General features: G+C 72.9%; 22 protein-coding genes. 8 read left to right on the top strand and 14 right to left on the bottom strand.

What is annotated here, in order from left to right; all coding sequences use genetic code 11:
- Positions 1-124 precede the first annotated feature (124 nt).
- Positions 125-1,375, top strand: coding sequence for a hypothetical protein (locus ACFRMQ_RS16870; RefSeq protein ID WP_380731225.1), 1,251 nt, complete (start codon positions 125-127; stop codon positions 1,373-1,375).
- Between the two features lie 383 nt (positions 1,376-1,758).
- Here the strand turns inward: ACFRMQ_RS16870 and ACFRMQ_RS16865 are convergent, their stop codons facing one another.
- The 10 genes from ACFRMQ_RS16865 to ACFRMQ_RS16820 all read right to left on the bottom strand — a co-directional run bounded on the left by ACFRMQ_RS16865 (position 1,759) and on the right by ACFRMQ_RS16820 (position 11,520).
- Positions 1,759-2,556, bottom strand: a complete 798-nt coding sequence (locus ACFRMQ_RS16865; RefSeq protein WP_380731224.1) for a hypothetical protein — start codon at positions 2,554-2,556, stop codon at positions 1,759-1,761.
- Positions 2,553-2,717, bottom strand: coding sequence for a hypothetical protein (locus tag ACFRMQ_RS16860; RefSeq protein WP_380731223.1), 165 nt, complete (start codon positions 2,715-2,717; stop codon positions 2,553-2,555). The genes ACFRMQ_RS16865 and ACFRMQ_RS16860 overlap by 4 nt, the downstream gene beginning before the upstream one ends.
- Before the next feature lie 82 nt (positions 2,718-2,799).
- Positions 2,800-4,605 (bottom strand): fatty acyl-AMP ligase, encoded by a 1,806-nt coding sequence (locus ACFRMQ_RS16855; protein ID WP_380731222.1) that lies wholly within the window; start codon positions 4,603-4,605, stop codon positions 2,800-2,802.
- A gap of 48 nt (positions 4,606-4,653) precedes the next feature.
- A complete protein-coding gene (locus ACFRMQ_RS16850; protein WP_380731221.1) occupies positions 4,654-5,448 on the bottom strand; it encodes a hypothetical protein in 795 nt (264 codons plus the stop codon).
- 446 nt (positions 5,449-5,894) lie between these two features.
- A complete protein-coding gene (locus ACFRMQ_RS16845; RefSeq protein WP_380731220.1) occupies positions 5,895-6,689 on the bottom strand; it encodes a hypothetical protein in 795 nt (264 codons plus the stop codon).
- Positions 6,690-6,930: 241 nt separating this feature from the next.
- A complete protein-coding gene (locus ACFRMQ_RS16840; RefSeq protein WP_380731219.1) occupies positions 6,931-7,173 on the bottom strand; it encodes a ferredoxin in 243 nt (80 codons plus the stop codon).
- 7 nt (positions 7,174-7,180) lie between these two features.
- The gene (locus ACFRMQ_RS16835; RefSeq protein ID WP_380731218.1) at positions 7,181-8,389 is read right to left on the bottom strand and encodes a cytochrome P450; all 1,209 of its coding nucleotides are present in this window, start codon (positions 8,387-8,389) and stop codon (positions 7,181-7,183) included.
- The gene (locus tag ACFRMQ_RS16830; RefSeq protein ID WP_380731217.1) at positions 8,386-9,204 is read right to left on the bottom strand and encodes a class I SAM-dependent methyltransferase; all 819 of its coding nucleotides are present in this window, start codon (positions 9,202-9,204) and stop codon (positions 8,386-8,388) included. The genes ACFRMQ_RS16835 and ACFRMQ_RS16830 overlap by 4 nt, the downstream gene beginning before the upstream one ends.
- Positions 9,205-9,232: 28 nt before the next feature.
- Positions 9,233-10,504, bottom strand: a complete 1,272-nt coding sequence (locus ACFRMQ_RS16825) for a YcaO-like family protein (RefSeq protein ID WP_380731216.1) — start codon at positions 10,502-10,504, stop codon at positions 9,233-9,235.
- Positions 10,501-11,520, bottom strand: coding sequence for an aKG-HExxH-type peptide beta-hydroxylase (locus ACFRMQ_RS16820; RefSeq protein ID WP_380731215.1), 1,020 nt, complete (start codon positions 11,518-11,520; stop codon positions 10,501-10,503). The genes ACFRMQ_RS16825 and ACFRMQ_RS16820 overlap by 4 nt, the downstream gene beginning before the upstream one ends.
- Positions 11,521-12,082: 562 nt before the next feature.
- Between ACFRMQ_RS16820 and ACFRMQ_RS16815 the strand changes: the two genes are divergently transcribed.
- The 5 genes from ACFRMQ_RS16815 (at position 12,083) to ACFRMQ_RS16795 (ending at position 17,839) form a co-directional block, all read left to right on the top strand.
- The gene (locus tag ACFRMQ_RS16815) at positions 12,083-13,219 is read left to right on the top strand and encodes a glycosyltransferase family 4 protein (protein ID WP_380731214.1); all 1,137 of its coding nucleotides are present in this window, start codon (positions 12,083-12,085) and stop codon (positions 13,217-13,219) included.
- 69 nt (positions 13,220-13,288) lie between these two features.
- Complete coding sequence (locus ACFRMQ_RS16810) at positions 13,289-14,218, top strand: polysaccharide deacetylase family protein (RefSeq protein WP_380731213.1); 930 nt, start codon at positions 13,289-13,291, stop codon at positions 14,216-14,218.
- 13 nt (positions 14,219-14,231) lie between these two features.
- Positions 14,232-15,368: a glycosyltransferase family 4 protein gene (locus ACFRMQ_RS16805; protein ID WP_380731212.1), complete on the top strand. Its 1,137-nt coding sequence runs from the start codon at positions 14,232-14,234 to the stop codon at positions 15,366-15,368.
- A gap of 258 nt (positions 15,369-15,626) precedes the next feature.
- A complete protein-coding gene (locus ACFRMQ_RS16800; protein ID WP_380731211.1) occupies positions 15,627-16,883 on the top strand; it encodes a nucleotide sugar dehydrogenase in 1,257 nt (418 codons plus the stop codon).
- 2 nt (positions 16,884-16,885) lie between these two features.
- Positions 16,886-17,839: an NAD-dependent epimerase/dehydratase family protein gene (locus tag ACFRMQ_RS16795; protein ID WP_380731210.1), complete on the top strand. Its 954-nt coding sequence runs from the start codon at positions 16,886-16,888 to the stop codon at positions 17,837-17,839.
- A gap of 24 nt (positions 17,840-17,863) precedes the next feature.
- Here the strand turns inward: ACFRMQ_RS16795 and ACFRMQ_RS16790 are convergent, their stop codons facing one another.
- A complete protein-coding gene (locus tag ACFRMQ_RS16790) occupies positions 17,864-18,388 on the bottom strand; it encodes a MarR family winged helix-turn-helix transcriptional regulator (protein ID WP_380731209.1) in 525 nt (174 codons plus the stop codon).
- A 40-nt stretch (positions 18,389-18,428) separates the two neighbouring features.
- Here ACFRMQ_RS16790 and ACFRMQ_RS16785 point away from each other — a divergent pair, with 40 nt between their 5' ends.
- On the top strand, positions 18,429-19,412 hold the full coding sequence (locus tag ACFRMQ_RS16785; protein ID WP_380731208.1) for an EamA family transporter: 984 nt from the start codon (positions 18,429-18,431) through the stop codon (positions 19,410-19,412).
- A 24-nt stretch (positions 19,413-19,436) separates the two neighbouring features.
- Here the strand turns inward: ACFRMQ_RS16785 and ACFRMQ_RS16780 are convergent, their stop codons facing one another.
- Positions 19,437-19,958 carry a pyridoxamine 5'-phosphate oxidase family protein gene (locus ACFRMQ_RS16780; RefSeq protein ID WP_380731207.1) on the bottom strand — a complete coding sequence of 174 codons (522 nt, stop codon included), beginning with the start codon at positions 19,956-19,958 and terminating at the stop codon, positions 19,437-19,439.
- A gap of 366 nt (positions 19,959-20,324) precedes the next feature.
- Between ACFRMQ_RS16780 and ACFRMQ_RS16775 the strand changes: the two genes are divergently transcribed.
- On the top strand, positions 20,325-21,743 hold the full coding sequence (locus tag ACFRMQ_RS16775; RefSeq protein WP_380731206.1) for an Ig-like domain repeat protein: 1,419 nt from the start codon (positions 20,325-20,327) through the stop codon (positions 21,741-21,743).
- 77 nt (positions 21,744-21,820) lie between these two features.
- Here ACFRMQ_RS16775 and ACFRMQ_RS16770 read toward each other — a convergent pair whose 3' ends face one another.
- Both ACFRMQ_RS16770 and ACFRMQ_RS16765 read right to left on the bottom strand, forming a co-directional pair.
- Complete coding sequence (locus tag ACFRMQ_RS16770) at positions 21,821-23,053, bottom strand: MFS transporter (RefSeq protein WP_380731205.1); 1,233 nt, start codon at positions 23,051-23,053, stop codon at positions 21,821-21,823.
- Complete coding sequence (locus ACFRMQ_RS16765) at positions 23,050-24,591, bottom strand: amidase (protein ID WP_380731204.1); 1,542 nt, start codon at positions 24,589-24,591, stop codon at positions 23,050-23,052. Before ACFRMQ_RS16765 ends, ACFRMQ_RS16770 begins: the two co-directional genes overlap by 4 nt.
- Positions 24,592-24,694 lie beyond the last annotated feature (103 nt).

The following is a 24,694-nucleotide window of genomic DNA, read 5'->3' as shown; positions in this document are numbered from 1 at the left end:
GCACCCGTCCCGTACCTCCGCACCACGTCACCGGGCCCACCCGGCGCGCGTCCGCCCCCTTCGGGGCGCGGTCGGCGCCGCGGCGCGGCCGCCGTACCGCCGAGCAGACGAGGATGCCCACGCCATGACCGTCCGTACCGCCCCCGCCCTTCGCCGCCGGACAGCCGCCGGCCTTGCGGCCGCACTCACCGTCGGGGCACTGCTGGCCACTCCCGCCACCGCCGCACCCTCCTCCCCCGCCACGCCCGCCGTGGCCACGGCGTCGATGACCGTGCTGTCGACCGGTGTGCCGGGCAAGCCGTACAGCGAGCCCACCGGGCTCAACGACGCCGGCGTCGTCGTCGGCTACGCCTGGGCCGACGGACAGGGCCGCGCGGCGAGCGCGATCCGCTGGAACCAGGACCTGTCACCCACCGTGCTGCCCCCGCTGCCCGGTGAGGACTACGCCCAAGCCCTCGGGGTGAACGGCGCCGGGACCGTCATCGGCATCTCCTGGCCCGCCCCTCGCGAGCAGTCGGACGCGACCGCCGTGCGCTGGTCCGCCGGCGGGACTCCCACCGCCCTGCCCCCGCTGCCCGGGGACACCTTCAGCAGGCCCATCGCGGTCAGCGTGAGCGGCACCGTGGTCGGCACCTCCTCCCACGGTGCCCAGGATCACCCCGTCGCCTGGCGTCCGGACGGCACCGCCGTCGCCCTCGCCCCACTGCCCGGCGATACCGAGGGGCTGGTCTACGACGTCAACGGCGCCGGCCTCGCGGTCGGTTTCTCCTACACCGGGATCGGTCCCAAGCGCGCCACCGTCTGGGGCCCGGACGGCACCCCCACGCCGTTCGTCACCGACCCCGCCGCGGTCGAGAGCGGGGCGTACCGGATCAACGAGGCCGGGGCCGTCGTCGGCGGGGTCGACCTGCCGCTCGCGGGTGGCGGCAGCGCCTGGCACGGCGTGATCCGCTCCGCCGACGGCATCCTGCACGACCTCGGGCCCCAGACCTACGCCAGTCGGATCACCAGCTCCGGCAGCACGGTGGGCGCCTACCAGCCCGACCCCACGCGCCTGCGCACCTACGCCGCGCGGTGGAGCCCGGACGGCGTGCGCGCCCAGGTCGACCTGGAACAGCAGCCCGAGGGCCAGACCACCGCCGAGGCCGTCAACGAGTCCGGCACCGTCGTCGGCTACCTGTGGAGCGGCATCCCCGCCCGCGAGTACCAGTCGGGCCTGGTCTGGGCACCCGACGGCAGCGTGACGAACCTCGAACCCGCCGGCCAGTCCAGCGCCCGGTTCGTCAACGACAGCGGTCTCGTCGTCGGCCTCTGGCTCCCCCGGCCGGTGGGCAACCTCTACCCGCACCACCTGGCCGCCGTCTGGCGCCCCTGACCACCGAGCCCGCCGCGTAGGGGTGTGCGTGGGGCGGGAGCGCGCTCGGCAGCGGTCTGCCAGCGGGGGCGGCGGTCGATGGCCGCACGCAGTCGGCCGAGGTCGAACCGGCCGTCGGCCTGCACCGGATCGTCGTCTCCCACGGCCCCACCGGCATGCGTGGCGCCGTCGTGGACGACCGCGTCCCCTCGGCCGGCCTGCCGCCGGCCGGCTCCGTGTCCGTCACCCGGGACATGGGGCAGGTGCACATACCGGAGGTTGGTGGCGAAGGTCAGCTTCGACAGGTTCAGGAACTCGGCCCAGGTGCCTTCGTGCTTGTCCGGTACGAGGTGACTCGGCGTGGCTCGGGTCGGCCCCGCCGCCAGGTCTGACGCCAGAGCGACTCAGTTGTCCCAGGCGGGACTGGTGTTGAGAGGGTAGGGGGAGCTGGAGGCGCCGTTCACCCAGTCATGTACGTCCCGTCCGTCCCATTCCAGCAGTGTCTCGGCGTTGCGGACGCACTTGTCGTAGTCCAGGCTCCCGAAGAGGCGGCTGACGGTGACCTGCTGATTCAGCTGCTGGTACCCCTTGCCCGTCTTGTACTCCATCTGCACCGTGGTCCGGAGCAGCCCGAGGCGCAGATCCCCGTTCACCACGGTCAGGACCCCCTGCTGCACATTGCTGTTCTTCTGCTGCCGACCCTTGTTCTGGACCGCCAGCTCGGCGATCTTCTTGATGGAGTTGATGATGCCGGTGAGCGTGTCCGACGTCACCAGTCCTCCGACCAGGTTGGTCACCGCCGAGATGACCGGCCGCAGGGAGAGGGACGAAATGGAAGCACCGTGGCTGTCCTCGGTGATGTCGGCCAGGAACGGCATGGTTTCGAACTGGTCCCGGAAATTGATCCACCTGATGACATCGAATTCCGTGGATGACTGATCGAAGCCGGCCGAGTCCTCGGCCTTGCGCAGGATGGTGGCGGCCACGGACTGCCACGAGCCGAAGGGCGCCAACGGTCCCAGGCCGGGCAGCCCGCTGCTGTCCCAGCCGTAGGTATTGCCGACCCCTGTCTCCTGGTGGCTGTCGTCGCCCAGCAACCCGAGCTTCTCCAGCGTTTCCCACAGGGGCGCCGGCCGGCCCTCCGCCCAGATGGCGATCTCCAGCGCTTCCCGCCGCAACTGCTCTTGAATCAACGTGCTCACACTCGTTCTCCGGCACTCAGGACGTGTGCGGCGGTCTGCGCGCGCGACTCGCAGATCAACCGCTCGATGTCCCGCACCGTCTGCGCCTGGGGGATGGCCTCGAAGCCCAGGTTGACGTGGAAGCCCAACTCGACCGCGCCCAGCAGATGGAAGAGCTTCATGGAGTCAACCCCTGGCAGCTCTCTCACCCTTGTGGTGGTCATGATCCCCTCGGGACACTCCGCCTCGCCGAGGTCCAACTTCTCACGGATCAGGGAGTACAGCTGCTCTCGCTCTTGGGAGTTCAGACGGGTGTTCATTGCTGTTCCTCATCAGGGGTGTGTGGATGGTGTTCGGCTCGCCCGGGACGGCGCTCCACCGTCCCTCCAGATAGTGCTGTCGTGTCTTGCTCCGTTGCACCTTGCCGCTGGAGGTCTTCGGCAGTTTCCCCGGCCGCACCAGGAGGATGTCCGCCACGGGCAGGGACAGCTTCGTCTGGAGGTGGCCGCGGACCTGCCGCGCCACCGCGGCGGCGTCCCCCCTGCGGAGCTCGGCGACGATCACCACCTCTTCCGTGGCCCGGCCCGGCCGGGTGAAGGCCACGACGTTGCCCTCGCGCAGGCCGGGCACCTCGGCCGCGGCCCACTCCACCGCCTGGGGATCGTGATTGCGCCCGTTGATGATCAACAGGTCCTTCTTGCGGCTCGTCACGTAGAGGACGCCTTCCGCCAGGTACCCGCAGTCCCCCGTGCGCAGGCCGTGAGCCGTGAAGCTCCACCGGGTCGCCTCCGCGTCACCGTGGTAGCCGGCGGCCACGCTCGGCCCCTGGAAGACCACCTCGCCGATGTGCCGCTCCGGAAGCGGGTTCCCCTCATCGTCCACGATGAGGACTCGGTGACCCGCGACTGGGCGTCCGCAGGGCACGAACGCCACCTGCGCTCCGGGGGCCTCAACCTCCGAGGCGGGCCGCGCGAGACCGCTCGCGTGATAGGGCTCCTTCTGGATGACATCCGGGGTGAACGGAACTCCGATCTCGCTGAAGGAGATCGCGAGCGTCGCCTCCGCCATGCCGTAACACGGGACCACTGCCCCGGGCCGCAGCCCCGCCTCAGCGAAGTGCGCCGCGAAGGAGCGCAGCGTCTCCGGGTGGTTGGGCTCGGCACCGCAGCCCACGGCCCTCAAGCACGACAGGTCCAGCCGCTGAAGCTCCTCCCCCGAGGTGTGCTTGACGGCCAACGCCAGGCCGAAGTTGGGTGCGAAGGTCACGGTGGCACGATGGCGACTCACCGTGTCGAGCCAGAGCCTCGGTGAGAACGCGAAACGCAGCGTCGGGAGGAACGTCACCGGGCAGCGCGCGATCAGCGGCGCGAGCACGAAGCCGACCAGCCCCATGTCGTGGTACATGGGCAACCAGCTCACGCCCCGGTCCCGCGCCCGCTCCAGGCGAAGGGCCCCGATGATGGCCGCGCAGTTGGCGAGCACGCCGGCGTGCGTGACCCGTACTCCCTTGGGAGCCGCCGTGCTCCCCGAGGTGAACTGCAGGAACATCACGTCCTCCGGGAGCATCGCCTCGGGCCGCGGCACACTCCCCACCACGGGCTCGGCGAAGAGTTCCTCCGCGACGAGGGGCTGCAGGCCATCGACCGCGAGGACGAGCGGGTCCAGCGGGTCCGCCAGGCTTCGGGGCATCAGGAGCGCGCGGGCTCCCGCCGCGCGGAGGATGCCGGCGGCGTCCTCGCAGTACGCCTCGAACCTACCGAAGCCCATGGGCGGGTACATGGGGACCGGGATGACACCCACCGAGACCGCGCCCAGGAAGGTGAGGACGAACTCCTGCTGCTCAGGGACGATGAGCGCGATGCGCTCTCCCTTGCGCCAGCCGCTCTGGAGCAGCCGGCGCCCCCGGCGCAAGGCCTCCCGCGACAGCTCCGCCCAGCTCACGAAGTGCTCGCGGCCGTCCTCCCGGATGAAGGTGAATCCACTGTCCGGGTGGCCGAGGTTCTCGGCGAGGACCTGGGTGAAGGTCGAGGCCGTCGCCCCCTCGGGAGGCAGCGCTTCTTCAGTGAACATGGGACCTGTCGCGGGAGGCCGGAGGATTGCGGAGGGGTTCGAACCGACTCACTGGTCCCAGGCGGGACTCTGGTTGGGGGGCTTCGGGTGGCTGGCCGTGTCGTTCTCCCAGTCCTCCACGCTCTTGCCGTCCCACTTGAGCAGTGTCTCGGCTTGGCGCTTGCACTTGTCGAAGTCGAGCACGCCGTAGCCGCGGTAGACGTCGATGGTCTGCTGCAACTGCTCGTACCCCTTGCCCGACTTGTACTTCATCTCCACCGCGGTCCGGACAGCTCCGGCGTAGAGACTCCTCTCGTTGCGCGACAGGACCCCGGTCTGCTGGTTGCTGTTCTTCTGCGTCTGCCCCTCGCTCTCGAGCGCCAGCTGGCCGATCTTCTTGATGCTCGTCACGACGCCTTTGAAGTCCGTCGGCGTCATGATGTTCTCGAGCAGGTCCGACACCGCGTTGACACCCTTCTCCAGGGAGAGCGAGGAGATGGACGCATGGCGGATGTCGGAGGTGTACGTCAGGAAGAACGGGATCGTGGAGAACTTCCGGAGGTATTCGCTCCAGGCGACCGGGTCGAAGACCGTGGCCCCCGGGTTGAAGCCACTGATGGTCACGGCCTTGTGCACGATGGTGGCGGCGACGGACTCCCACGTGACGAAGCTCGCCAGAGGCCCGAGGTCGGGCAGCGCACTGCCGTCTCCGACCGCTTTGTTGCCCACCGCCTGGTCGTTGCTGTCGGAGTAGACCTGCTGGAGCTTGGACATCGATTCAGCGTCCGGCTTCGGGGAAGGCGTGTCCCACAGCGCGATCTCCAGGGCCTCCTGGTGCAACTGGGACTTACTGATCTCGGCCATGACTGCTCCTTTTCTGCGAGTGAGGTACCGAACAGTGAGATGTGCACTGGCCGGGGTCGAGCACGCCATAGCCGCGGTAGGCGGATTCATCCGGCCGCAATCCCGCGCAGCCTGGTCCGATCATGACGACCGGGAACATCTCTCATGCGATGGGAGGCGCTCGAAGCATCGGAAAGGTCGTGCCCTAACAACTATCGGAAGCTTCGCGCGGAGCCTTTAGCGTGTCGACGGTTTTCACCGGTTCGGACCAGTCGGCGCCCGGGTGCAGCGGCCCGGCCCGCGCCGACCCGCTGCGGGACTGCGCGAGACGGGGCATGCGCGCCGGTCCTCGCGGTCGGTGACGGCGCGCTCGGATTCCGGCATCTCGGCAGCCTTCCCGTGGTGCGAACTCGCCGGACTCCAGCGCGAAGATCGTGGGCCGCGCGATGGCCGCGCGCTCGGCGAGTTCACTGGCTCCAGGCGGGACTCTCGCTGGGCGGCACCGGGGCGCTGGCTGTCTCGTTCTCCCACTGGTTCACGTCCCAAAGAGGCCACTTGAGCAGCGTGCCGGCCTGGCGCTTGCACTTGTCGAGGTCGAGCACGCCGTAGCCACGGTAGATGTCAATGGCCTGCTGCACCGGCTCGTACCCCTTGCCGTCCTTGTACTTCATCTCCACTGCGGTCCGGACGACTGCGAGATAGAGACCCCTCTCATGGCGCGACAGGATCCCGAGCTGCAGGTTGCTCGTCTTCTCCGTCTTGCCCTCGCTCTCGAACGCCAGCCGGGCGATCTTCTTGATGGTCGTCACGACGTCCTGGAAGCCCGTCGGCGTCATGATGTTCTCGACCAGGTCTGACACCGCGTCGATGCCCTTCTCCAGGGACAGCGAGGAGATGGACGCATGGCGGATGTCGGAGGTGTACGTCAGGAAGAACGGGATCGTGGAGAACTTCCGAAGGTATTCGCTCCAGGCGACCGGGTCGAAGACCGTGCTCCCCGGGTTGAAGCCGCTGGCTGTCTCGAGCTTGTGCAGGATGGTGCAGGCGACGGACTCCCACGTCTTGAAGTCCGACAGAGGCCCGAGGTCGGGCAGCGCACTGCCGTCTCCGACCGCCTTGTTGCCCACCGCCTGGTCGCTGCTGTCGGAGTAGACCTGCTGGAGTTCGGACATCGATTCAGCGTCCGGCCGGGGAGAAGGCGCCTCCCACAGCTCGACCTCCAGTTCCTCTTGGTGCAACTGGGACGTACTGATCTCGGTCATGACTGCTCCTTGCCTGCGAGTGAGATACCGGACAGCGAGATGAGAGACGGCGGATGGAGAGGTCCTGATGAATTGCCCAGAGCCCGGCTTGATCGTGCCGGCGGAGAATTCATCCGTTGTGACAGTATTCGAGCACCAGTAAGTTCGCACCCCGACTTTAATCTGTGCCGCCTGGGATCTCTTCAAGCCACTCCGCCCCTCCATTCCAGGGGCGAGGACACCATGCCCTGACCGCGGCAGGTCAGGTGACTGGTGGTCGCGCGGCCGTGAACCGGATCGCCTCCACCGGGCAGAGCTCGGCGGCGCTCCGCGCCTCGTCGTCCGGGGGCGGTGCGTCGGGGCGGGCGCGGGAGCGGGTGTCCGGTGCGGGGGCACGTTCGAAGTGCCGTGGGGCGGTGGCCAGGCAGATGCCGGAGCCGATGCACGCGTCCGGGTCGACGTGGGCGTGCGGCGACCGGCCGGGGGGCTCGTTCGTCCGGGTCATCGGCGTCTCACCAGCTCACCGGCAGGGTGCGGGGCGCCCGGGTCGTCAGCCCCGTCTTCCAGGTCACCGGCCCGGCTGCCCGCAGGGTCGGGAAGTGCCGGGTGATCCCGGTGAGGGCCTCCTGCAGCTGGACGCGGGCGAGCGGGGCGCCGATGCAGTGGTGCACTCCGTGGCCGAAGGCCAGATGCGGGTTGTGGGCGCGGTCGAGGTCGATGCGGTCGGGCTGGTCGAAGACGTGATCGTCGTGGTTGGCCGAGGAGTTGACGGCCATGACGGCTTCGCCGCCCCGGATGGTGACGCCGCCGAGTTCGACGTCCTCGGCGGCCACCCGCAGGTTCGCCTGGACGTTGGTCTGGGCGTAGCGCAGCAGTTCCTCGACGGCGGCCGGGATCCGTCCCGGCTCGCGGCACAGCGCGCGGTACCTGCCGGGTTCGTCGAGCAGCAGGTGGAGGATGCCGGCGAGGCGGTCGGCGGTGGTGCCGTAGCCGCCGGTGAACAGGACCAGGGCGAAGGAGATCAGTTCGTCCCGGGTGAGCCGGTCGGTGTCGTCGTGCGCGGTGATCAGTGTGCTGAGCACGTCGTCGCCTGGGTGGCCGCGTTTCGCGGTGACAAGCGCGGCGAGGTAGTCGGTCATCTCGTCGACAGCGGTGGTGACGGTGTCGTCGGGGACGGCGGTGAGGTTGCGCAGCGCGTCGCACCAGGTGTCGAGCCGGTGGCCGTCCTGGCGCGGGGTGCCGAGCAGGTCGCAGATGACGGCCAGGGGCAGGGGCCGGGTGAACAGGAGGACGAGGTCGGCCGGCCGGTCCTGGCCGGCGAGGGCGTCGAGCAGGTCGGCGACCAGGCGCGCCACCGACCGGCGCAGCACCTCGACGCGGCGGGCGGTGAAGGCCGGGGCGACCAGGCGGCGCAGCCGGGTGTGGTCGGGTGGGTCGGTGGCGAGGATGGAGTCGGGCAGGGTGGTGGCACTCGACATCCGCGGTCCCGTTCCCCGGGTGGCGCGGGCGCGGCTGAAGCGCGGGTCGGCGAGTACGGTGCGGACGTCGGTGTAGCGGGTCACCAGCCAGGCGGAATCCCCGCTGGGCAGCCGGATCCGGGCACAGGGGCGGTCGCGGCGCAGCGCGGTGAACTCGGGGAGGGGTCCGAGGCCGTCGCGGTGGGGGAAGGGGAAGCCGATGTCGGATGCGCAGGGGGCGTCATGGTCCTCATGGTCCGTCATGAGGTGCTCCGTGCGGTCGGCCGCTCGTAGACCGAGACGTGGTAGGTGCTGTCGCCGGTGAACGCGCCCGCGTCCCAGGTGCCGTGGCGCTCCGCCAGTCGGAGGCCGGCGGACTCGGCCAGGAGGTCGAGTTCGCCGGGTGACAGGTAGTGGAAGCGGACGCGGACGTGATGGGTTCGCCCGTCCTCGTGGATGACGTAGTGGGACTGGTAGGACCGGGTGGAGTGGTCGATCCGGCGACGGCACCGGACGAGGCGCCCGTCCCGTTCGGAGACGGTCTCGGTCGTGCCGGAGGCGGCCGCGACGGCGAGCGTCTCCGGCACGAGCGCGTCGAGGACGAAGCGTCCGCCGGGCGTCAGCTTCGCCGCGACCTGGCGGAGGCAGTGCCGTTGGGCGTCACGGTCGGGGAGTTCGAAGAAGGTCCCGCCGGCGGCGTAGACGAGGGAGAACGGCCCGGGGGCCGGGACCTCGGCGAAGTCGCCCACGGTGACCGGGATGCGGGTTCCGCCGGGTTTGGCTCGCAGCTCGCGCAGCATCTCCTCGGAGGCTTCGATGCCGTGGACATCGTGGCCGCGCCGGGCCAGCGGAAGGGCCAGCCGGCCGGTGCCGATGCCGAGTTCGAGTACCGGCCCGGGGCCGGCGAGCCGGGCCAGCAGGTCCACGGTCGCCGGGGTGACGTCGGTCTTGGCGAACCAGCGGTCGTAGTCGGCCGCGTGGAGTCGGGCGTAGTCGTCATCGGGTGTGCCGGACGGGCCGAGTGCTCGGCCTGGCCCGGCCACGGCAGTGCGGGGCGGGAGGTCGTTGTTCGGGGGCATGGTCGGGATCTCCTCCACGGTGGCGCGGTCAGCCCAGCGGATGCGGGAGACGGGTGCGAGCGCCGGCGGGCGGCCGCTGCGCCCGCTCGTCGGCGGGCAGGCGGCGCGCACCGGGGGCGACCACGCGCACCACGGTCATGGCCTCGCCCAGGCCCGGCCCGCCGGTGTCCGCGGTGGTGTCCACCAGGACCACGTCGTTCCCGGTGAGGTCCGCGAGCACGCCCGCCGGGTGAGGGCGTTCGCCACCGGAGCGCTCCGGCCGGCGCGGGGCGCGCGGGGGTCCCGAGGGCAGCGCGGTGCTTCCGGTGAGCAGGTGGGCCAGGCTGTCCTGCCGGTGGTAGGCGTGCAGGGCGTGCTCCAGCGGCCCGTAGGGCAGGTCGCCGCCGGACGCCCGCAGGCGCTGCCAGGCGGTTCGGGCGGCCGCGGTGCCGAGGCTCCAGCGCACCATGAGCGCCTCGCAGCAGGCCGACTCCGCCGCGGCGCCGGGCACGGTCTCGCCGTCCGGGCCCGGGAGGTGGGTCGCGCGGGCCCCGAAGCTCTGCGCGGACCCGTCCGGTGCGTGCAGGCAGGCCACGACGCACCCGGTGCCGGCGGGCCCCGGCAGGACGACGAACGTGGCCAGCACCCCGAGTGCCGCCAGCGCGTCCCGGACCGGCGGTGGCAGGACGGGGCCGGCGCCCGGCGGTGGCACCGCGCGCGGGCCGTCGGTGTACCAGGACCGCCACAGCAGGTGGCGTTCCAGCACCTCGAAGGCTGCGTGCCGTTCGGCCTCGCGCCTGGTCCGGTGGGCGGCCAGGCCGGTGGATCCGGGGCACAGTGGCGCGGCGCCGCCCGAGGACGGGCGGTGGGCGAGGTACACGGCATACGCGGGGACGAGGACCTCCCGGCCCGTCGTCAGGGACTCGCCCGGCACCCACAACAGCTCGGCGCCGCGCAATCCGCCGTCGTCACCCCGCAGTTCGGGCCAGGCCAGTGGGTCGACGACCGGGGCGCCGCCGCGGCGCAGCGCGTCGTAGGCGCCGAGCACGGCGGCGCGCCTTCCCGCCTCGGCCTGCCGGCCGGCCAGGACGTTGCCCACCCGCTCGGCCAGCTCGCCCAGCGCGCGCGTCGCCACCGACTCGCGGCGCGTCCCGGCCGCCGATCCGATCAGGACGGGGGCTCCGTGCGCCGCGTCGCTCGCCGAGAACTCCGGGGAGCGGGCGGCGGTGCGCGCGAAGTACAGTCCGGCGGCCGGGAACGGCTCGAAGGTCTGGACCGGCCACGGCCGTCGGGGGCGCTCGTCCCCGGGCCCGCGCGTCATCGTGCGGCCCATTCCAGAACGTGGCGCGCCTGGGCGGCGACCGAGCGCCCGTGGTCGGCGAGCGCGCCCCGCTGCCCGTCCAGGGTGGTGCAGCCGTCGAGGCCCTGGGCCAGGAGCAGGTCCCGGCGGGCTTCGACCTCCGCCCGCGCGCCGTCGACCGTGCCGTCGGGTGCGGCGAGCAACCGCTCGTACAGCAGCACGCTCCTGGCCAGCACCACGACCTGCTGGAAGAGGCCCGTCAGCGGGCGGGGGTCGGGCCGCAGGGGTGTACGCAGCAGCTGCGTCGGGGTGTCGGCGAGGAAGGGGCCGGTCACGGCGGCGGCGTCGCACCGGTTGTGCGTTCCCTCGTGCACCAGTGCCTCGACCAGGGGCAGCGGGGCCGGAAGTGCCCCTCCGTCGCCGCCGTGGCCACCATCGGGCGGGCCGTCCGGGGTGGTGACCCGGGCGCTGTTGACGAAGACCACCCCGTGGACGGTGAAGTCGGTGAACCCGTCGATGCCCCAGCCGTCCAGCAGCGCCACCTGCCGTACCACCGTCGAGACCTCGGCCAGCATCCGCGGCCAGACCCGGCCGAGCACGCCGACGGCCTCGTCGAAGACGAGGCGGTGCCGGAGGCCCCAGGGGGCGACGGTGAGCGCGGCGAGGTCCGCCGAGCGCTCGGGCCGCTGCGGGACGCAGGCCCGGGCCCGGTCCAGGCTCTCCGTCAGATGCCCCTCCGCCGGGGGGAGGTCGACCGGCCAGCCCCCACCCCGGGTACGCCGGGCCGCACTGGCCCGGGCCCGTGCGTCGACCGCGCGCAACTCAGCGTAGAGGAGGTCGAGTTGTTCCGGCGAAGGGGTGCCGGTGCGCGCGACGCGCTGCGCCCGGTGAGCAGCGGCGTGATAGCCGGGGTAGGCAATCTCGTGATCCGGTGGGAGGACCGCCCGGGGAAGCACACGGGACAGTCCGGCGCGCACCAGGCGGAGGACGCCGCGCTCGTCCTCGCGGGCGCTCCGGGCGTCGGGTTCGACCTGCACGGTGTCACCCCTTCTCGTTGCTGCGGAAACCATTGCCGCGGAACACGTCGATGCGGGGCCGGACGGCAGCCCGGCCCCGCATCAGGGGGTGCCCTGCGGCACCGCCGCGAGGTATCAGGTGGGCACGTCGACCATGAGCGCGAACTCGGGGAGGTCTTCCTCCACGGGCTCCACGGCTTCGATCTCGACTTCGGTGGTGTCCCGGACTTCTTCCATGACTCCTCCTGGCGATCACGGTGGACGACTCCACTCGGAACGTGGAGGCGTTCCGGCCGATGCCATCCACCGTGCACGAATCGCCCAGGCCGCGCAACCGGGCCGTCGAGTGGCACGGCCGCGGTGCTTCGTGCACAGTTGAGGCCTGTCGGGTGAGACGCCTCAGCGTCCCCGATCGAGTCCGGGCCACGGTCCGGCTCGGCGCATCACGCGCCACGACACGGCCGACGCCCCGGAACCGGGGTCGGCGATCCCTCCGCCGGGCAGGCGAAGCCCCCGCCGTGGGCCTGTGTTCGACCTCCACGGGCCATCGAGCAGAAGGACATCCGGATCGAGGAGCGGACGTATGCGCATCGCTTACCTGCACGGCGGCGGCATCCCCTCGTGCTTCGCCAACGGCGTCCACGTCATGCGCATGTGCGACGCGTTCACGGACGCGGGGCACGACGTCACGCTCTACTCGCTGCCCGGCTCGTCCTCGGACGAGGACCCGTACGAGTACTACGGCGTCCGGCACCGTTTCCCGATCCGGCTCGTCCCCGCCCCCGAGGACACGCCGGTCGGCTACCTCGAACGCGGCCGGGCCATCCGCGACCTGCTGGCCACCGACGGTGCCCCCGACGTCCTCTACGGACGCGACCCCTACGGTCTCGCCGCCACCGCCGACCTCGCCCCCTTCGTCTACGAGGTCCACCAGTTGCGCAGGGACGTGCCGGCCGGAACCACCACCGCCCTGCTCGGCCACCCCGCTCTCGCACGGGTCGTCGTCGTCACCCACGCCCTCGCCCGCGACCTCCAGGACGCCCACCAGAGCCTGGGCACCCTGCCCATCCGCGTCGCCCCCGACTGCGCCGACCCGCCGCGGCCCGGCACGACCGTCGACGTACCCGCGCTGCCGGGCCGCCCGGACGCACCGAGGATCGGCTACGTCGGACACCTCTACGACGGACGCGGCATCGACCTCATCCTCGACCTCGCCCACCGGCTCCCCCACTTCGACTTCCACCTCGTCGGCGGCACCCCCGAGGACCGGACCCGCTGGGAGAGCTCCGGCCCACCCCCCAACGTCCACTTCCACGGACACCAGCGCCCCTCCGCGCTCCCCGGCTACTTCCCCCTCTTCGACGTGGTCCTCGCCCCCCACCAGCGCGAGGTGTACACCTGGGACCGGCTCGACGAGATCGGACGCTGGACCTCCCCGATGAAGCTGTTCGAGTACATGGCCCACGGCCGCGCCATCGTCGCCTCGGACCTCCCCGTCCTGCGCGAAGTCCTCACCGACCACGTCAACTGCCTGCTCCGCCCACCCGACGACCCCCAGTCCTGGGCCGACGCCCTCACCGAACTCGTCACCGACCGGGCACTGCGCACCGCACTCGGCGACGAAGCCCGACGACAGTTCCTGGAGCACTACACCTGGCGCCGCCGCGCCGACCTCGTCCTCGCGGACCTCGACCTCCCGGAACCCCTGAACACGCGATGACCTGAGCGGCCGGACGGCCGCCGTCGGATTCGCCGCCACCCCAGCCCTTGACCGCGAAGGGACCCTCACATGTCGCCCGTGCCCGTCGTCATCGGCGTCAACTACCACCGCGTCGGCACGGTCGACCCCGCCGATCCGTTCCACCGGCTCCACACCGTGGCCACCCGCGTCTTCGAGGCCCAGCTCGCCTGGATGCTCGACCACGGCACCCTGGTCTCCCCGGACCGGGTGCGCGATGCGGCCGACCTGGACGCGGTCAACTTCGTCGTCTGCTTCGACGACGTCTCCGTCAGTGCGCTGCCCCACATCCGCGCCCTCGTCGACGCGGGTCTGCCGGTCACCGTCTCGCCCGCCGGGCTGCTCGCCGACCGCGGGAACGGGCACCGCGACCGCGTCTACGCCATCGAACGGCTCGTCGCCCCGCAGGCCATCGCCGCCCATGTCCGGCGCGTCATCCCCGGCCGGGCCGACGAGCCCTTCTACTACCTCACCAAGGCCGCCGACCTCGACCCGCACTGGGTGCGCCGCGAGCTCGTGGCCCCGCTCCTCGACCGGATCCCCGACCGGGCCGCCCCACTGCTGGCCCGACGCGGCTACCTCAGCTGGCAGCAGTTGCGGCCCCTCGCCCGAGACCAGCTGGTCACCGTCGCCAACCACACCTGGTCGCACGACAACCTCGAAGCCCTGCCCACCCCGGATCTCAACCGGGAGATCCTCGACGGCGACGCGGCCATCCGCCGGCACCTGGGCATCGCGCCGCGCTACCTGACACTGCCGTTCGGCCACTTCAGCCGGCAGGTGGCACTGGAGTCACTGAAGTGCCTGAGCGAGCACGACTACCGCGGCCTGCTGTGGGTGGCCAAGGCCGGGATCACCGTCTCCGGCCGCGACCACGCGCAGGCCCTGCACCTGCCCCGGCTCCGCGCGGCGACCACGATCGAGGAGTTCCCCGAGCAGATCGGCACGGCCATTCGCAACGCCACCGCCACCCTCACCTGACAGGGGCAGACGCATGCGCATCGCCTACCTGCACGGCGGGAACATCCTTTCGCACTTCGCCAACGGCGTCCACGTCATGCGCATGTGCGACGCCTTCACCGACGCCGGGCACGACGTCACCCTCTACTCGCGGAGCGGCACCTACGCGAACGAGGACCCGTACGAGCACTACGGCGTCCGGCACCGTTTCCCGATCCGGCTCGTCCCCGCCCCCGAGGACACGCCGGTCGGCTACCTCGAACGCGGCCGGATCATCCGCGGCCTGCTCACGGCTGACGGCGTCCCCGACCTCATCTACGGACGCGACTTCTACAGCCTCGCCGCCACCGCCGACCTCGCCCCCTTCGTGCTCGAACTCCACAACCTGCGCACACCCGCGCCGAACAGGACCGAAACCGTCCTGCTCGGCCACCCCGCTCTCGCACGGGTCGTCGTCGTCACCCACGCCCTCGCCCGCGACCTCCAGGACGCCCACCAGAGCCTGGGCACCCTGCCCATCCGCGTCGCCCCCGACGGTGCCGACCCAGCGCCCCCCGCCGCGACCGCCGACACACCCGCGCTGCCGGGCCGCCCGGACGCGCCGAGGATCGGCTACGTCGGACACCTCTACGACGGACGCGGCATCGACCTCATCCTCGACCTCGCCGGCCGGCTCTCCCCCTACGACTTCCACCTGGTCGGCGGCACCGCCGAAGACCGGACCCGCTGGGAATCCGCCTGCGTCCACCCCAACGTCCACTTCCACGGACACCAACGGCCGTCCGACCTCGCCGGCTGGTTCCCCCTCTTCGACGTGGTCCTCGCCCCCTACCAGCGCGAGGTCTACACCTGGCACCGGGACGAGGAGACCGGACGCTGGGCCTCCCCGATGAAGCTGTTCGAGTACATGGCCCACGGCCGCGCCATCGTCGCCTCGGACCTCCCCGTCCTGCGCGAAGTCCTCACCGACCACGTCAACTGCCTCCTGCGCCCGCCCGGCGACCCACAGGCCTGGGCCGACGCCCTCACCGAACTCGTCACCGACCGGGCACTGCGCACCGCACTCGGCGACGAAGCCCGACGACAGTTCCTGGAGCACTACACCTGGCGCCGCCGCGCCGACCTCGTCCTCGCGGACCTCGACCTCCCGACCACCCACGCCACGCGGTGACCACCTCCGCCGGACCACCGTCCACGGATCCGCCAACGCCCCAGCCATCGGAGGAAGTTCATGCGGAACTCAGCGCACCGGCGAGCGGCACCCTCCCGCACGATCGCGACGGGCATCACCGGGACGTCCATGCCGCCGAACACGCGCCGACGGCCCGCGCCTCCGGGGCTTCCGCCCCCTGCCTCCCCACAGGCGGAAGCGGAAGCCTCGCCGGAGCAGACACCACCCGGCCCGGCCGCGACGACGGAGAGCGTCGCCGTGATCGGTGTCGGGTACGTGGGGCTCCCCCTGGCCATGGCGTTCTCCCGCGCCGGAATACCCGTGGTCGGCTACGACATCAGCCATGAACGGATCAGCCGGCTGGCCGACGGCAAGGACGCCACCGGCAGCTTCACCGAGGAGGAACTCACCTCGGCGGGCATCCCCTTCTCGGACGATCCCGCCGAACTGGGCGACTGCACCTGCTACATCATCACCGTTCCCACCCCCCTCAGAGACCGGAACACCCCCGATCTCAGGCCGCTGACCGGGGCGTGCGAGAGCGTCGGCCGCGTCCTGACGCCGGGAGACCTGGTCGTCGTCGAATCGACCGTCCACCCGGGGGCCACCCGCGAGGTGTGCAAGGAACTCCTGGAAGCCCGCTCCGGGCTCGCCTGCGGGACCGACTTCCTGCTCGCCTACTCACCCGAGCGCGTCAGCCCCGGGGACAGCGCCCATTCCCTGGCGCACGTCCCGAAGCTGGTCGCCGGACACGATGCCGCCGCCACGGCCCGCACCGTCGGGCTCTACCGTGCCATCGTCCCGGCCGGCGTCCTCGAACTGCCCAGCATGGAAGCGGCGGAACTGGCCAAGACGGTCGAGAACAGCCAGCGGGACCTCAACATCGCCTTCGCCAACGAAGTGGCCCGCATCTGCGAGGCGCTGGGCGTCGCCACCCAGACGGTGCTGGACGCGTGCGCCACGAAGTGGAACTTCCAGCGCTTCCGGCCCGGCCTGGTCGGTGGCCACTGCATTCCGGTCGACCCCTACTACCTCGCCCGCCGCAGCGAGGCGTTCGGATACTCACCCGCCCTGCTGATGGCCGCGCGCCGCACCAACGAGGCGATGCCCGGGTTCCTCGCCGAGCAACTGGTCAAACGACTGGCCGGTGTCCCCCTGCCCGCCGCCCGGGTCGCCCTGCTGGGGGCCACGTTCAAGGCCGACATCCCCGACATGCGCAACAGCGGAGTCGTCGAACTCGTCGCCGAACTGGAGGCGTCCGGCGTGGACCCGATGGTCCACGACCCGCTCGCGGCACCCGCGGACATGCGAGCCGGATTCGGTGACCGAGCGGTCGGCGCGGGGGAACTGCACGACCTGGACATGCTGGTCCTGGCCGTCGGGCACGCCACCTGCCTGCGCGCCCTCGACGGCCTCCTGCACGAGGCGCTCAAGGACGGCGCCGTGTTCGTCGACGTCACCGGCATGACGCGGCGGGCCGACGTGCCGGCGACGTTGCGCTACTGGAGCATCTGACCATGCGCGTCGTCGTGACCGGCGGAGCCGGATTCATCGGGGCGAATCTCGTGCGCGCGCTGCTGGAACGCGCCGAGGTCGAGCACGTGACCGTGATCGACGACCTGTCGACCGGGGCCAGGGAGAACCTCGCCGGCCTCGACGTCTCCTTCCACGAAGGGAGCGTGCTCGACCGGGACCTCCTGGACTCCGCCTTCGCCGGGGCAGACGCCGTCGTGCACCTGGCCGCCCTGCCGTCGGTCCCCCGCTCCCTCGCGGATCCGGTGTCCACCCACCATGCCAACACGACGGGCACGCTCCAGGTCCTGGAGGCCGCCCGACGGGCCGGCGGCCCGCACGTCACGGCGGCCTCGTCCTCGTCCGTCTACGGCGCCAATCCCGAGCTGCCCAAACGCGAGTCCATGGCCGCCATGCCGACCTCCCCGTACGCGGTGAGCAAGCTGACGGCCGAGGCCTACCTGGGCGCCTACCACCACAGCTTCGGACTGCCGGTCCTGCCGTTCCGGTTCTTCAACGTCTTCGGGCCCCTGCAAGCCCCCGGACACGCGTACGCGGCCGTGGTCCCCGCGTTCGTCGACGCCGCACTCGCCGGCCGACCGCTGCCGGTGCACGGCGACGGCACCCAGAGCCGCGACTTCACCTACGTCGGCACCGTGTGCCGGATCCTGACATCGGCGGTGCTGGGCCGCGTGACCAGCCCCCGGCCCGTCAACCTGGCCTACGGCACCCGGACCTCACTGCTGGAGCTCGCCGCGGAGGTGGAACGCTGCACCGGCCGGCCCGTGACCCTCGAACACTCCGCGCCCCGCGCCGGGGACGTCCCCCACTCACAGGCGGACTCCAGCCGGCTGCGCGCGCTCTTCCCGGACATCACGGCGATCGGCCTGCACGAGGGGCTGGCACGAACGGTCGACTGGTTCCGAACTCGGCATGCGCCCCTGTCCGGTAGCCGGTGACCCACCCGACCGGCGCCGATCGGGTCAGCCGTTGTCGGGCGGAGTCGCGTTCTCCACGTGGGAGAGCCAGGTGGTGAGCAGTCCTTCGAGCGTCGCGCTCTCGGTGGGCGTCAGCAGGCCCAGCAGGCGGCGTTCGTTGCGCATGTGGTCGGTGAACGCCCGGTCGATCAGTTCGCGGCCGGGCGGGGTGAGGGCGACGATGCGGCCGCGCTGGTCGTCGTCGGAGCGGCGGCGGGTGACGAGTCCGGCCCGTTCCAGGCGGTCGACGCGCTTGGTCATCGCGCCGGTGGTGACCATGGTGTGTGCGGCGAGTTCGCCGGGCGCGCGCTCGTAGGGCTCGCCGGCGCGGCGCAGGGCGCACAGGACGTCGAACTCCCCCTCGCTGAGGCCGTAGCGCCCGTAGACGAGGCGCAGTTCCTCGGTGAGGTGGCCGGCCAGGCGGTGCAGCCGGCCGATCACGCCCTGCGGGGAGACGTCGAGGTCGGGCCGTTCGCGGCGCCAGTCGGCCTGGATGCGGGCCACCCGGTCCGACGGTTGCGGTTCGTGCATGCGCACCATAGTAGCTTCCCGGGAAGCTATATTGCCTTCCATGGAAGCCAATCTTCGCTGGGTGGCGCTGACCGCCGCCGCACCGGTGGCCTGGGGCACCAACTACTACGTCACCCGCGAGTTCCTGCCGCCAGGCAGCCCCCTCTACGGGGCGGCGCTGCGCGCGCTGCCCGCCGGGCTCGTCCTGCTGGCCCTGTGCCGGCGGCGGCCGCGCGGCGCCTGGTGGTGGCGGTCCGCGGTGCTCGGGCTGCTCAACGTGAGCGTGTTCTTCGTCCTCGTCTACGCCGCCTCCCAGCTCCTGCCGGCGAGCATCGCCTCGACCGTCATGGCGGTCTCCCCGCTGGCGATGATGCTCATCGCCTGGGCCCTCGTCTCCGAGCGGCCCGGCACCGCCCACCTGATCGGCGCCGCGATCGGGCTCGGCGGGGTCTGCCTCATGCTGCTCACGGGGACGGGAGGGGTGAACGTGCCGGGGGTCCTCGCCTCGGCCGCGGCCATGCTGGTGTCGTCCTTCGGCCACATCCTGGCCAAGCGCTGGAACACCGGCACCGACGTGCTCGCCTCCACCGCCTGGCAGCTCACCGCCGGAGGGCTGTTCCTGCTGCCGGTCGCCGCCGCCTTCGAGGGCCCTCCGCCCGCGCTCTCCCCGTCGGCGCTCCTCGCGTTCGGCTACGTCGCCCTCGTCGCCACCGCGCTGGCCTTCGCCGCCTGGTTCGCCGGGCTGCGGCACCTGCCCGCCGGGACCGTGGGCCTGGTCGGACTGCTCAACCCCGTCACGGGCGTGCTGCTCGGCACGGCCGTGGCCGGCGAGGTGCTGACGGCCCAGCAACTGTGCGGGCTGGCGCTCGTCCTGGCCGGCGTCGTCCTGGGACGGCCCGCCCGGGGCCGCCGGGCAGCACGTCGCCTGCGGGCGGGGATCTCCAGAGCACCCGGGCCCGGGCCCGAGGCCGGGACCGGGGCCGGGGCCTCCACCGGCCTTGCCGAGGACGAGCCCGGCTCACCCCGGCCGACCGGGCACCGCTGACCTGCGTCGGTGTGGGACGCGCCGTCACCCCAGGCCGAGTGCGGCCGGGTCGGCGGCGAAGACGGTCATCCAGTGCGGGCGCAGCCGGTAGTAGACGATGTCGTTGTCCCAGTCGAAGGCGTCACGGCCGTAGAAGTCCTGGAAGTAGGCCAGCAGCTCCGGCCAGTCGGCGGCGGGCTCGTCGTCGTGGGGGTTGAGGACCTCGACGGTGCCGTGGGTGAAGACGCCCAGTTCCTCCCCGCGCATGTGCGCGGCGCTGGCGGCGGGACGGGCGGCGAGGTGGCGGGCCTTGGCGGCGGTGCGGGCGGTGCCGAAGTGCCACATGCCGTGGAGGAAGTGCCCGTCGGCGCCGCTGATCCGCGGTTCGCCCTTCGCGGTGACGGTGGAGAGCGCGAGGGTGCACATGCCGGTGAGGACGCGGGTGAGCTGCTCGGCGGTGAGCGTGCGCTCGTCGTTGACGATCGACCGCAGGTGCGCGGTGGAGCGGGAGAGAGAGGTGTCCAGGAGCGCCTGGAGGCGGTGGAGCTCGTCGGGGGTCTCGCGCATGGGGGTCCTTGTCCGGTCCGTACGTCGTGTTCGGTGCTCCCCACTGTCGCGCCGGAACCCGACACCTCCTGTCGTGTTTCGTCAGCCGCCCGGTGCGGCGGTGTGACATGCCGCTATCGGAGCAATCGGGGCCGGCCCGGCCGTCCAGCCGTCACGCTGTGCTCGCGGCCCGGACAGCCGGGCACCTCGCCAGGGCATCTCGTCAGGGCACCCCGGGGTGCGTCACCGGCCTCGGGCGTTACGGGCCGGCCGGTGCCGGCAGTGGCAGATCCGGGAGCGTCCGGCCGCTGTGACGGTCCGTCGGCAGGACGCGTGATCCGTCATCACCCGGAGCCCCACCCCACGCCAGAGCGTCAGGAGACAGCAGTGACCGGACAGCACGCCCCGGAACAGTCCCTCCCCGAAGCGGAGGCAAGACGGAGTCGGACCCGCACCGGCGCCGACCGGCGCGAGCAGTGGCGGCGGGCGGGGGTGGTGGCGGGACTGTTCATGGCACTGTCCGGCACCGGGCTGACCCCTGCGGCCGCCGCGTCGGCGGGAGCCGCGCCGGCGTTCACCCCGGCGCCGGCCCAAGGGGGCGACCCGACGTTCACGTACACCTTCACCGGGGCCCCGCAGAGCCTCACCGTCCCGGCGAACGCGGTGGTCACGATCACCGCCGACGGCGCCGGCGGCGCGGACGGCACCGGCACCCCCTGTTCCGTCACGGGCACGGCCGGGACGGGGGCACGGGTCGTCACCACCCTCCCGAAGACCACCTCCCCGACGACGCTCACCATCAACGTCGGCGGCACCGGCGGCAAGGGCTGCAACGGCACCGGCACGGGAGGCACCGGCGGGTTCAACGGCGGCGCCCCGGGCGGGGGCATCTCGGCCGTCGGCTTCCGGGCGGAGGGCCCGGGCGGTGGCGGCGCCTCCAGCGTCAGCGCGGGCTCCTTCCTGGTGGTCGCCGGAGGCGGCGGCGCGGCCGGAGGCACCGGAGGCGGCCTCGCGGGTGGGGCCGGGGGCGACGGCGGAGCGCCGGACGCCACCGGCGGCACCGCGGGGACCGCCACCGGCCCGGGGGCCGCGCCGGGGCAGGGCGGGGGCGGCGGCAGCACCGCCACGAGTACCGGAGGCACCGGCGGGGCCGCCGGCAGCGTCGCGTTCTGCAGCGCCACGGCGGGCGGGCCGGGCGGCGGGTTCTCCGGTACGGCGGTCGGTACCGGCGGCGCGGGCGGCAGCATCGACGGCGGCTGTGCCGCCACGGCCACCGGGGCCGGCGGGGGCGGCGGGGGCGGGTACTTCGCCGGCGGGGGCGGCGGCAGCGGCGCCGTCAACAACACCGGCACCGACGCGAGTGGGGGCGGGGGCGGCGGGGGCAGCAGCTTCGCCACCCCGACCGGTACCGGGACGGCCTACTCCCTGTCCACGATCGGGACGGCCAACCACAACGGCCAGGTGGTCGTCACCTACACCGTGGGCAAGCCGGTCACCACCTTCCTGACGGCGATGCCGCAGAGCACCCGGACCGGCCGGCCCGTCGTGCTCAGCGACCTCGTCTGCCCCGGCGCGGGCTCCACCACCACGCCCACCGGCACCGTCACGTTCACCGACGCCACCACCCACACCACCCTGGGCACGGGGCGCCTGTTCCTCTCCCTCGGCAGGTGCGCCGCCGCCGGGCTGGTCACCTCCTTCGGCACCGCCGGCGCCCACACCGTCACCGCCGTCTACAGCGGCGACTCGGTCTACCAGGACACCAGCGGCAGCCCCGAGACCATCACCGTGACGGTGAGCCCGTGATGGTGAGCCCGTGACGGTGAGGCGCTGACCGGAGAGCCGACGCACGGGGGCGGGGCGGCTCTCCGGCGGCACCGTCGTCACCCGGAGGCCGCACCCCCGGCCACCGGCTCGGCGGCCGACCGCGCCGGTTCGTCCTCCGGCCCGTCCCCCGCTCCGCCCTCCGTCAGGACCCGGTCGCGCAGGCACAGCGCGCAGCCGAGCGCCACCGCCAGCACGCCGAGGACCAGGACGAGGGCGGTCCGCAGGCCGTGGGCGTCGGCCAGGCGGCCGAGCGCCGGGGCGGCCAGGCCTCCCACGGACATGGCGAGTCCGAGCGTCAGCCCGCTGGCGGTGCCCGGCCGGGTGGGCAGGTAGTCCTGGGCAAGGGTCACCTGCGGGGCGAAGGGCAGGAACATGGCCAGTCCGAAGGCCACCGCGCCGGCCACGGCGACGGCCGCCGAGGGGGCGAAGGCCACGACGGCCAGGGCGGGGACGGCCAGCAGGTAGCCGGCGCGGATCGGGGTGAGCCGTCCGTGCCGGTCGCCCAGCCAGCCGCCGAGCAGGGTGCCGGCCGCCCCGGCCAGGGTGAGCAGGGTGAGCGCGGCGGCGCCGAGCCCGGTCGAGCCGTGGAGGTCGCGCTGGATGTGGAGGGCGAGCATCGACGTGACGGTCACATAGGGGACCGACCAGGCGACGGTGGTCGCGGCGAGCCGTCCGAACGCCCGCCAGTCGTCGCGGTGGGTGCTCGCCGCCGCGGCCCGGGCGGGCGACGGGGCCGACGGCGCGCGGCCCCGCTGTCGACGGCCCTGTACGGCCCAGAGCGCGGCCGTCACCAGCGCGGGGACGGCCAGCAGCCAGCCGCCGCGCAGGCCGTACGAGCCGACCACGAAGGTGACCAGGGCCGGGGCCAGCGAGGCGCCGAGGGTGCCGCCGACGGAGAACAGGCTCATCGCCCGCTGGGACTGTCCGCCGGCGATCCGGGCCTGGTGGGTGGCGGGCGGGTGGTAGGCGGCGATGCCGATGCCGGCCAGGGCGGCACAGAGCCAGGTGAGCACGTAGCCGTCGGCCATGGCCGCGCCGGTGATGCCGGCGGCGGCGGTGAGGAAGCCGGCCGGGATGAGCCAGCCGCGGGGGCGGCGGTCGACGAGCAGGCCGAACAGTGGCTGGATGACGCTGGACAGGCCGCTCGCGGCCAGGGCGATGCCGGAGACGGCGGTGTAGCTGTAGTGCCGCTGGGACATCAGGAAGGGCAGCAGTGCCGGGACGGCGCCCTGGTAGAGGTCGTTGACGATGTGGGTGCCGGTCAGGAACGCCAGCCTGCCGCGCTTCACCGGGCGCTCCGCTCGGGGCGCGCCGCCGTCTGCCGGACCTGTTCCGGTGCCGCCGCCTGCCGGTCCTGTTCCCTCACCGCCGCCTGCCGGGCCCGCTCCAGGACGGCCGCCTGCCGGGTGGCGTGGTGGCCCCAGGGCCGGGCCCGTTCCAGTTGGGCGCCGAGGGAGAGCAGCAGGCCCTCCTGGTGGAGCCGGGCGGTCAGCATCACGCCGATCGGCAGCCCGTCCGGCGTCCGGTGCAGCGGCAGGCTGATGGACGGCCGGCCGGTGAGGTTCGCCACCGGGGTGCGCGGGGTGACGGCGAGCATCCGGGCGTAGGTGCGTTCCGGGTCGTCCGGATCGACCAGTGAGCCGACCGGCAGCGGCGGCTGGTCCGTCGTCGGGCTCAGTACCGCGTCGAACCGCTCGTAGCGCCGGCAGATCGTCCGGGCGGTGGCGGTCAGCGAGGCCATCGCCGCGTACAGCCGGACCGCGTCGTGTTCCCGGCCCCGGGCGCGCAGCCAGCGGGTCAGCGGCAGCAGCCGCTCCTCCCGCTCCGGCGGGACGGGCACGGCGGCGGCCAGCACGCTCCACAGCACGGTGAAGTCCGGCAGGTACTCGCCCGGGTCGAGGGGCGGGGCCTGCTCGACCCGGTGGCCGAGGTCGGCGAGCAGGTCGGCGGTGCGGCGGCAGGCGAGCGCGGCCTCGGGGTGCCACCCGTCCGCCGGGGGCAGGATGCCGATCCGCAGGGGACCGCTGTCGCGTTCGGCGCAGGAGCGGAAGTGCCCGGTGGGGACGGCGGGCAGGGTGCTGCCGTCGCCCGGGGTGCTGCCCGTCATGGCGTCCAGCAGCAGGGCCGTGTCCAGCACCGTCCGGGCCAGCGGGCCGGCGGTGGCCAGCCCGAGGGCGTCCGTCCCGGGGGCGGGGGTCACCCGGCCGCGGCTGGGTTTGAGGCCGACCACTCCGCAGGCGGCGGCCGGTATCCGGACCGAGCCGCCGCCGTCGCTGCCCAGGGCGCCCGCCGCCAGCCCGGCCGCGACCGAGGCGGCCGCCCCGCCGCTGGAGCCGCCGGCGCCGCGGGTGGGGTCGTGGGGACTGCGCGCGGTGGCGTGGGCGGTCTCGGTGTACGCGGAGCAGCCGAACTCGGCGGCCGTGGTGGTGCCCAGCAGCACACCGCCGGCCGCCCGGAGGGCGCCGACCGCGGCGGCGTCCGTCGGTGCGACGCGGTCGTCGAAGGCGGCGGAGCCGGCGGTGAACGGCAGCCCGGCGACCGGCCAGGTGTCCTTCACCGACAGCGGCACGCCGAGCAGCGGCGGCAGCCCGGCGCCCTCCCCCGCCCCGCCGGCGGCAGCTCCCGTCCCGGCAGCGGCCAGCCGGGCCTCGGCCGCACGGGCGGCCCGGTGGGCGCCGGGCGCGTCGACCGTCCGGTAGGCGCCCAGCAGGCCGTTCAGCTCCCCGATCCGGCGCAGGTGGTGGTCGACCAGTTCGGTCGGTGAGACGGTGCGCGCGCGGACCGCCGCGGCCTGTTCGGCCAGCGTCAGGTCATGGAGGTCTGTCATGATCAGCCCCTAAGTTCTCAGGTTGTCAGGTTGTCTGAGGACTTGAGACTAGGGGCATCCCCGATCAAAAAGCAAGGCAAGCCTTACCTCGTGCGAGCGGGCC

The sequence above is a fragment of the Kitasatospora sp. NPDC056783 genome, from assembly GCF_042789895.1.
Taxonomy (GTDB): domain Bacteria; phylum Actinomycetota; class Actinomycetes; order Streptomycetales; family Streptomycetaceae; genus Kitasatospora.
This window is presented reverse-complemented; position numbering and strand designations above follow the sequence as displayed.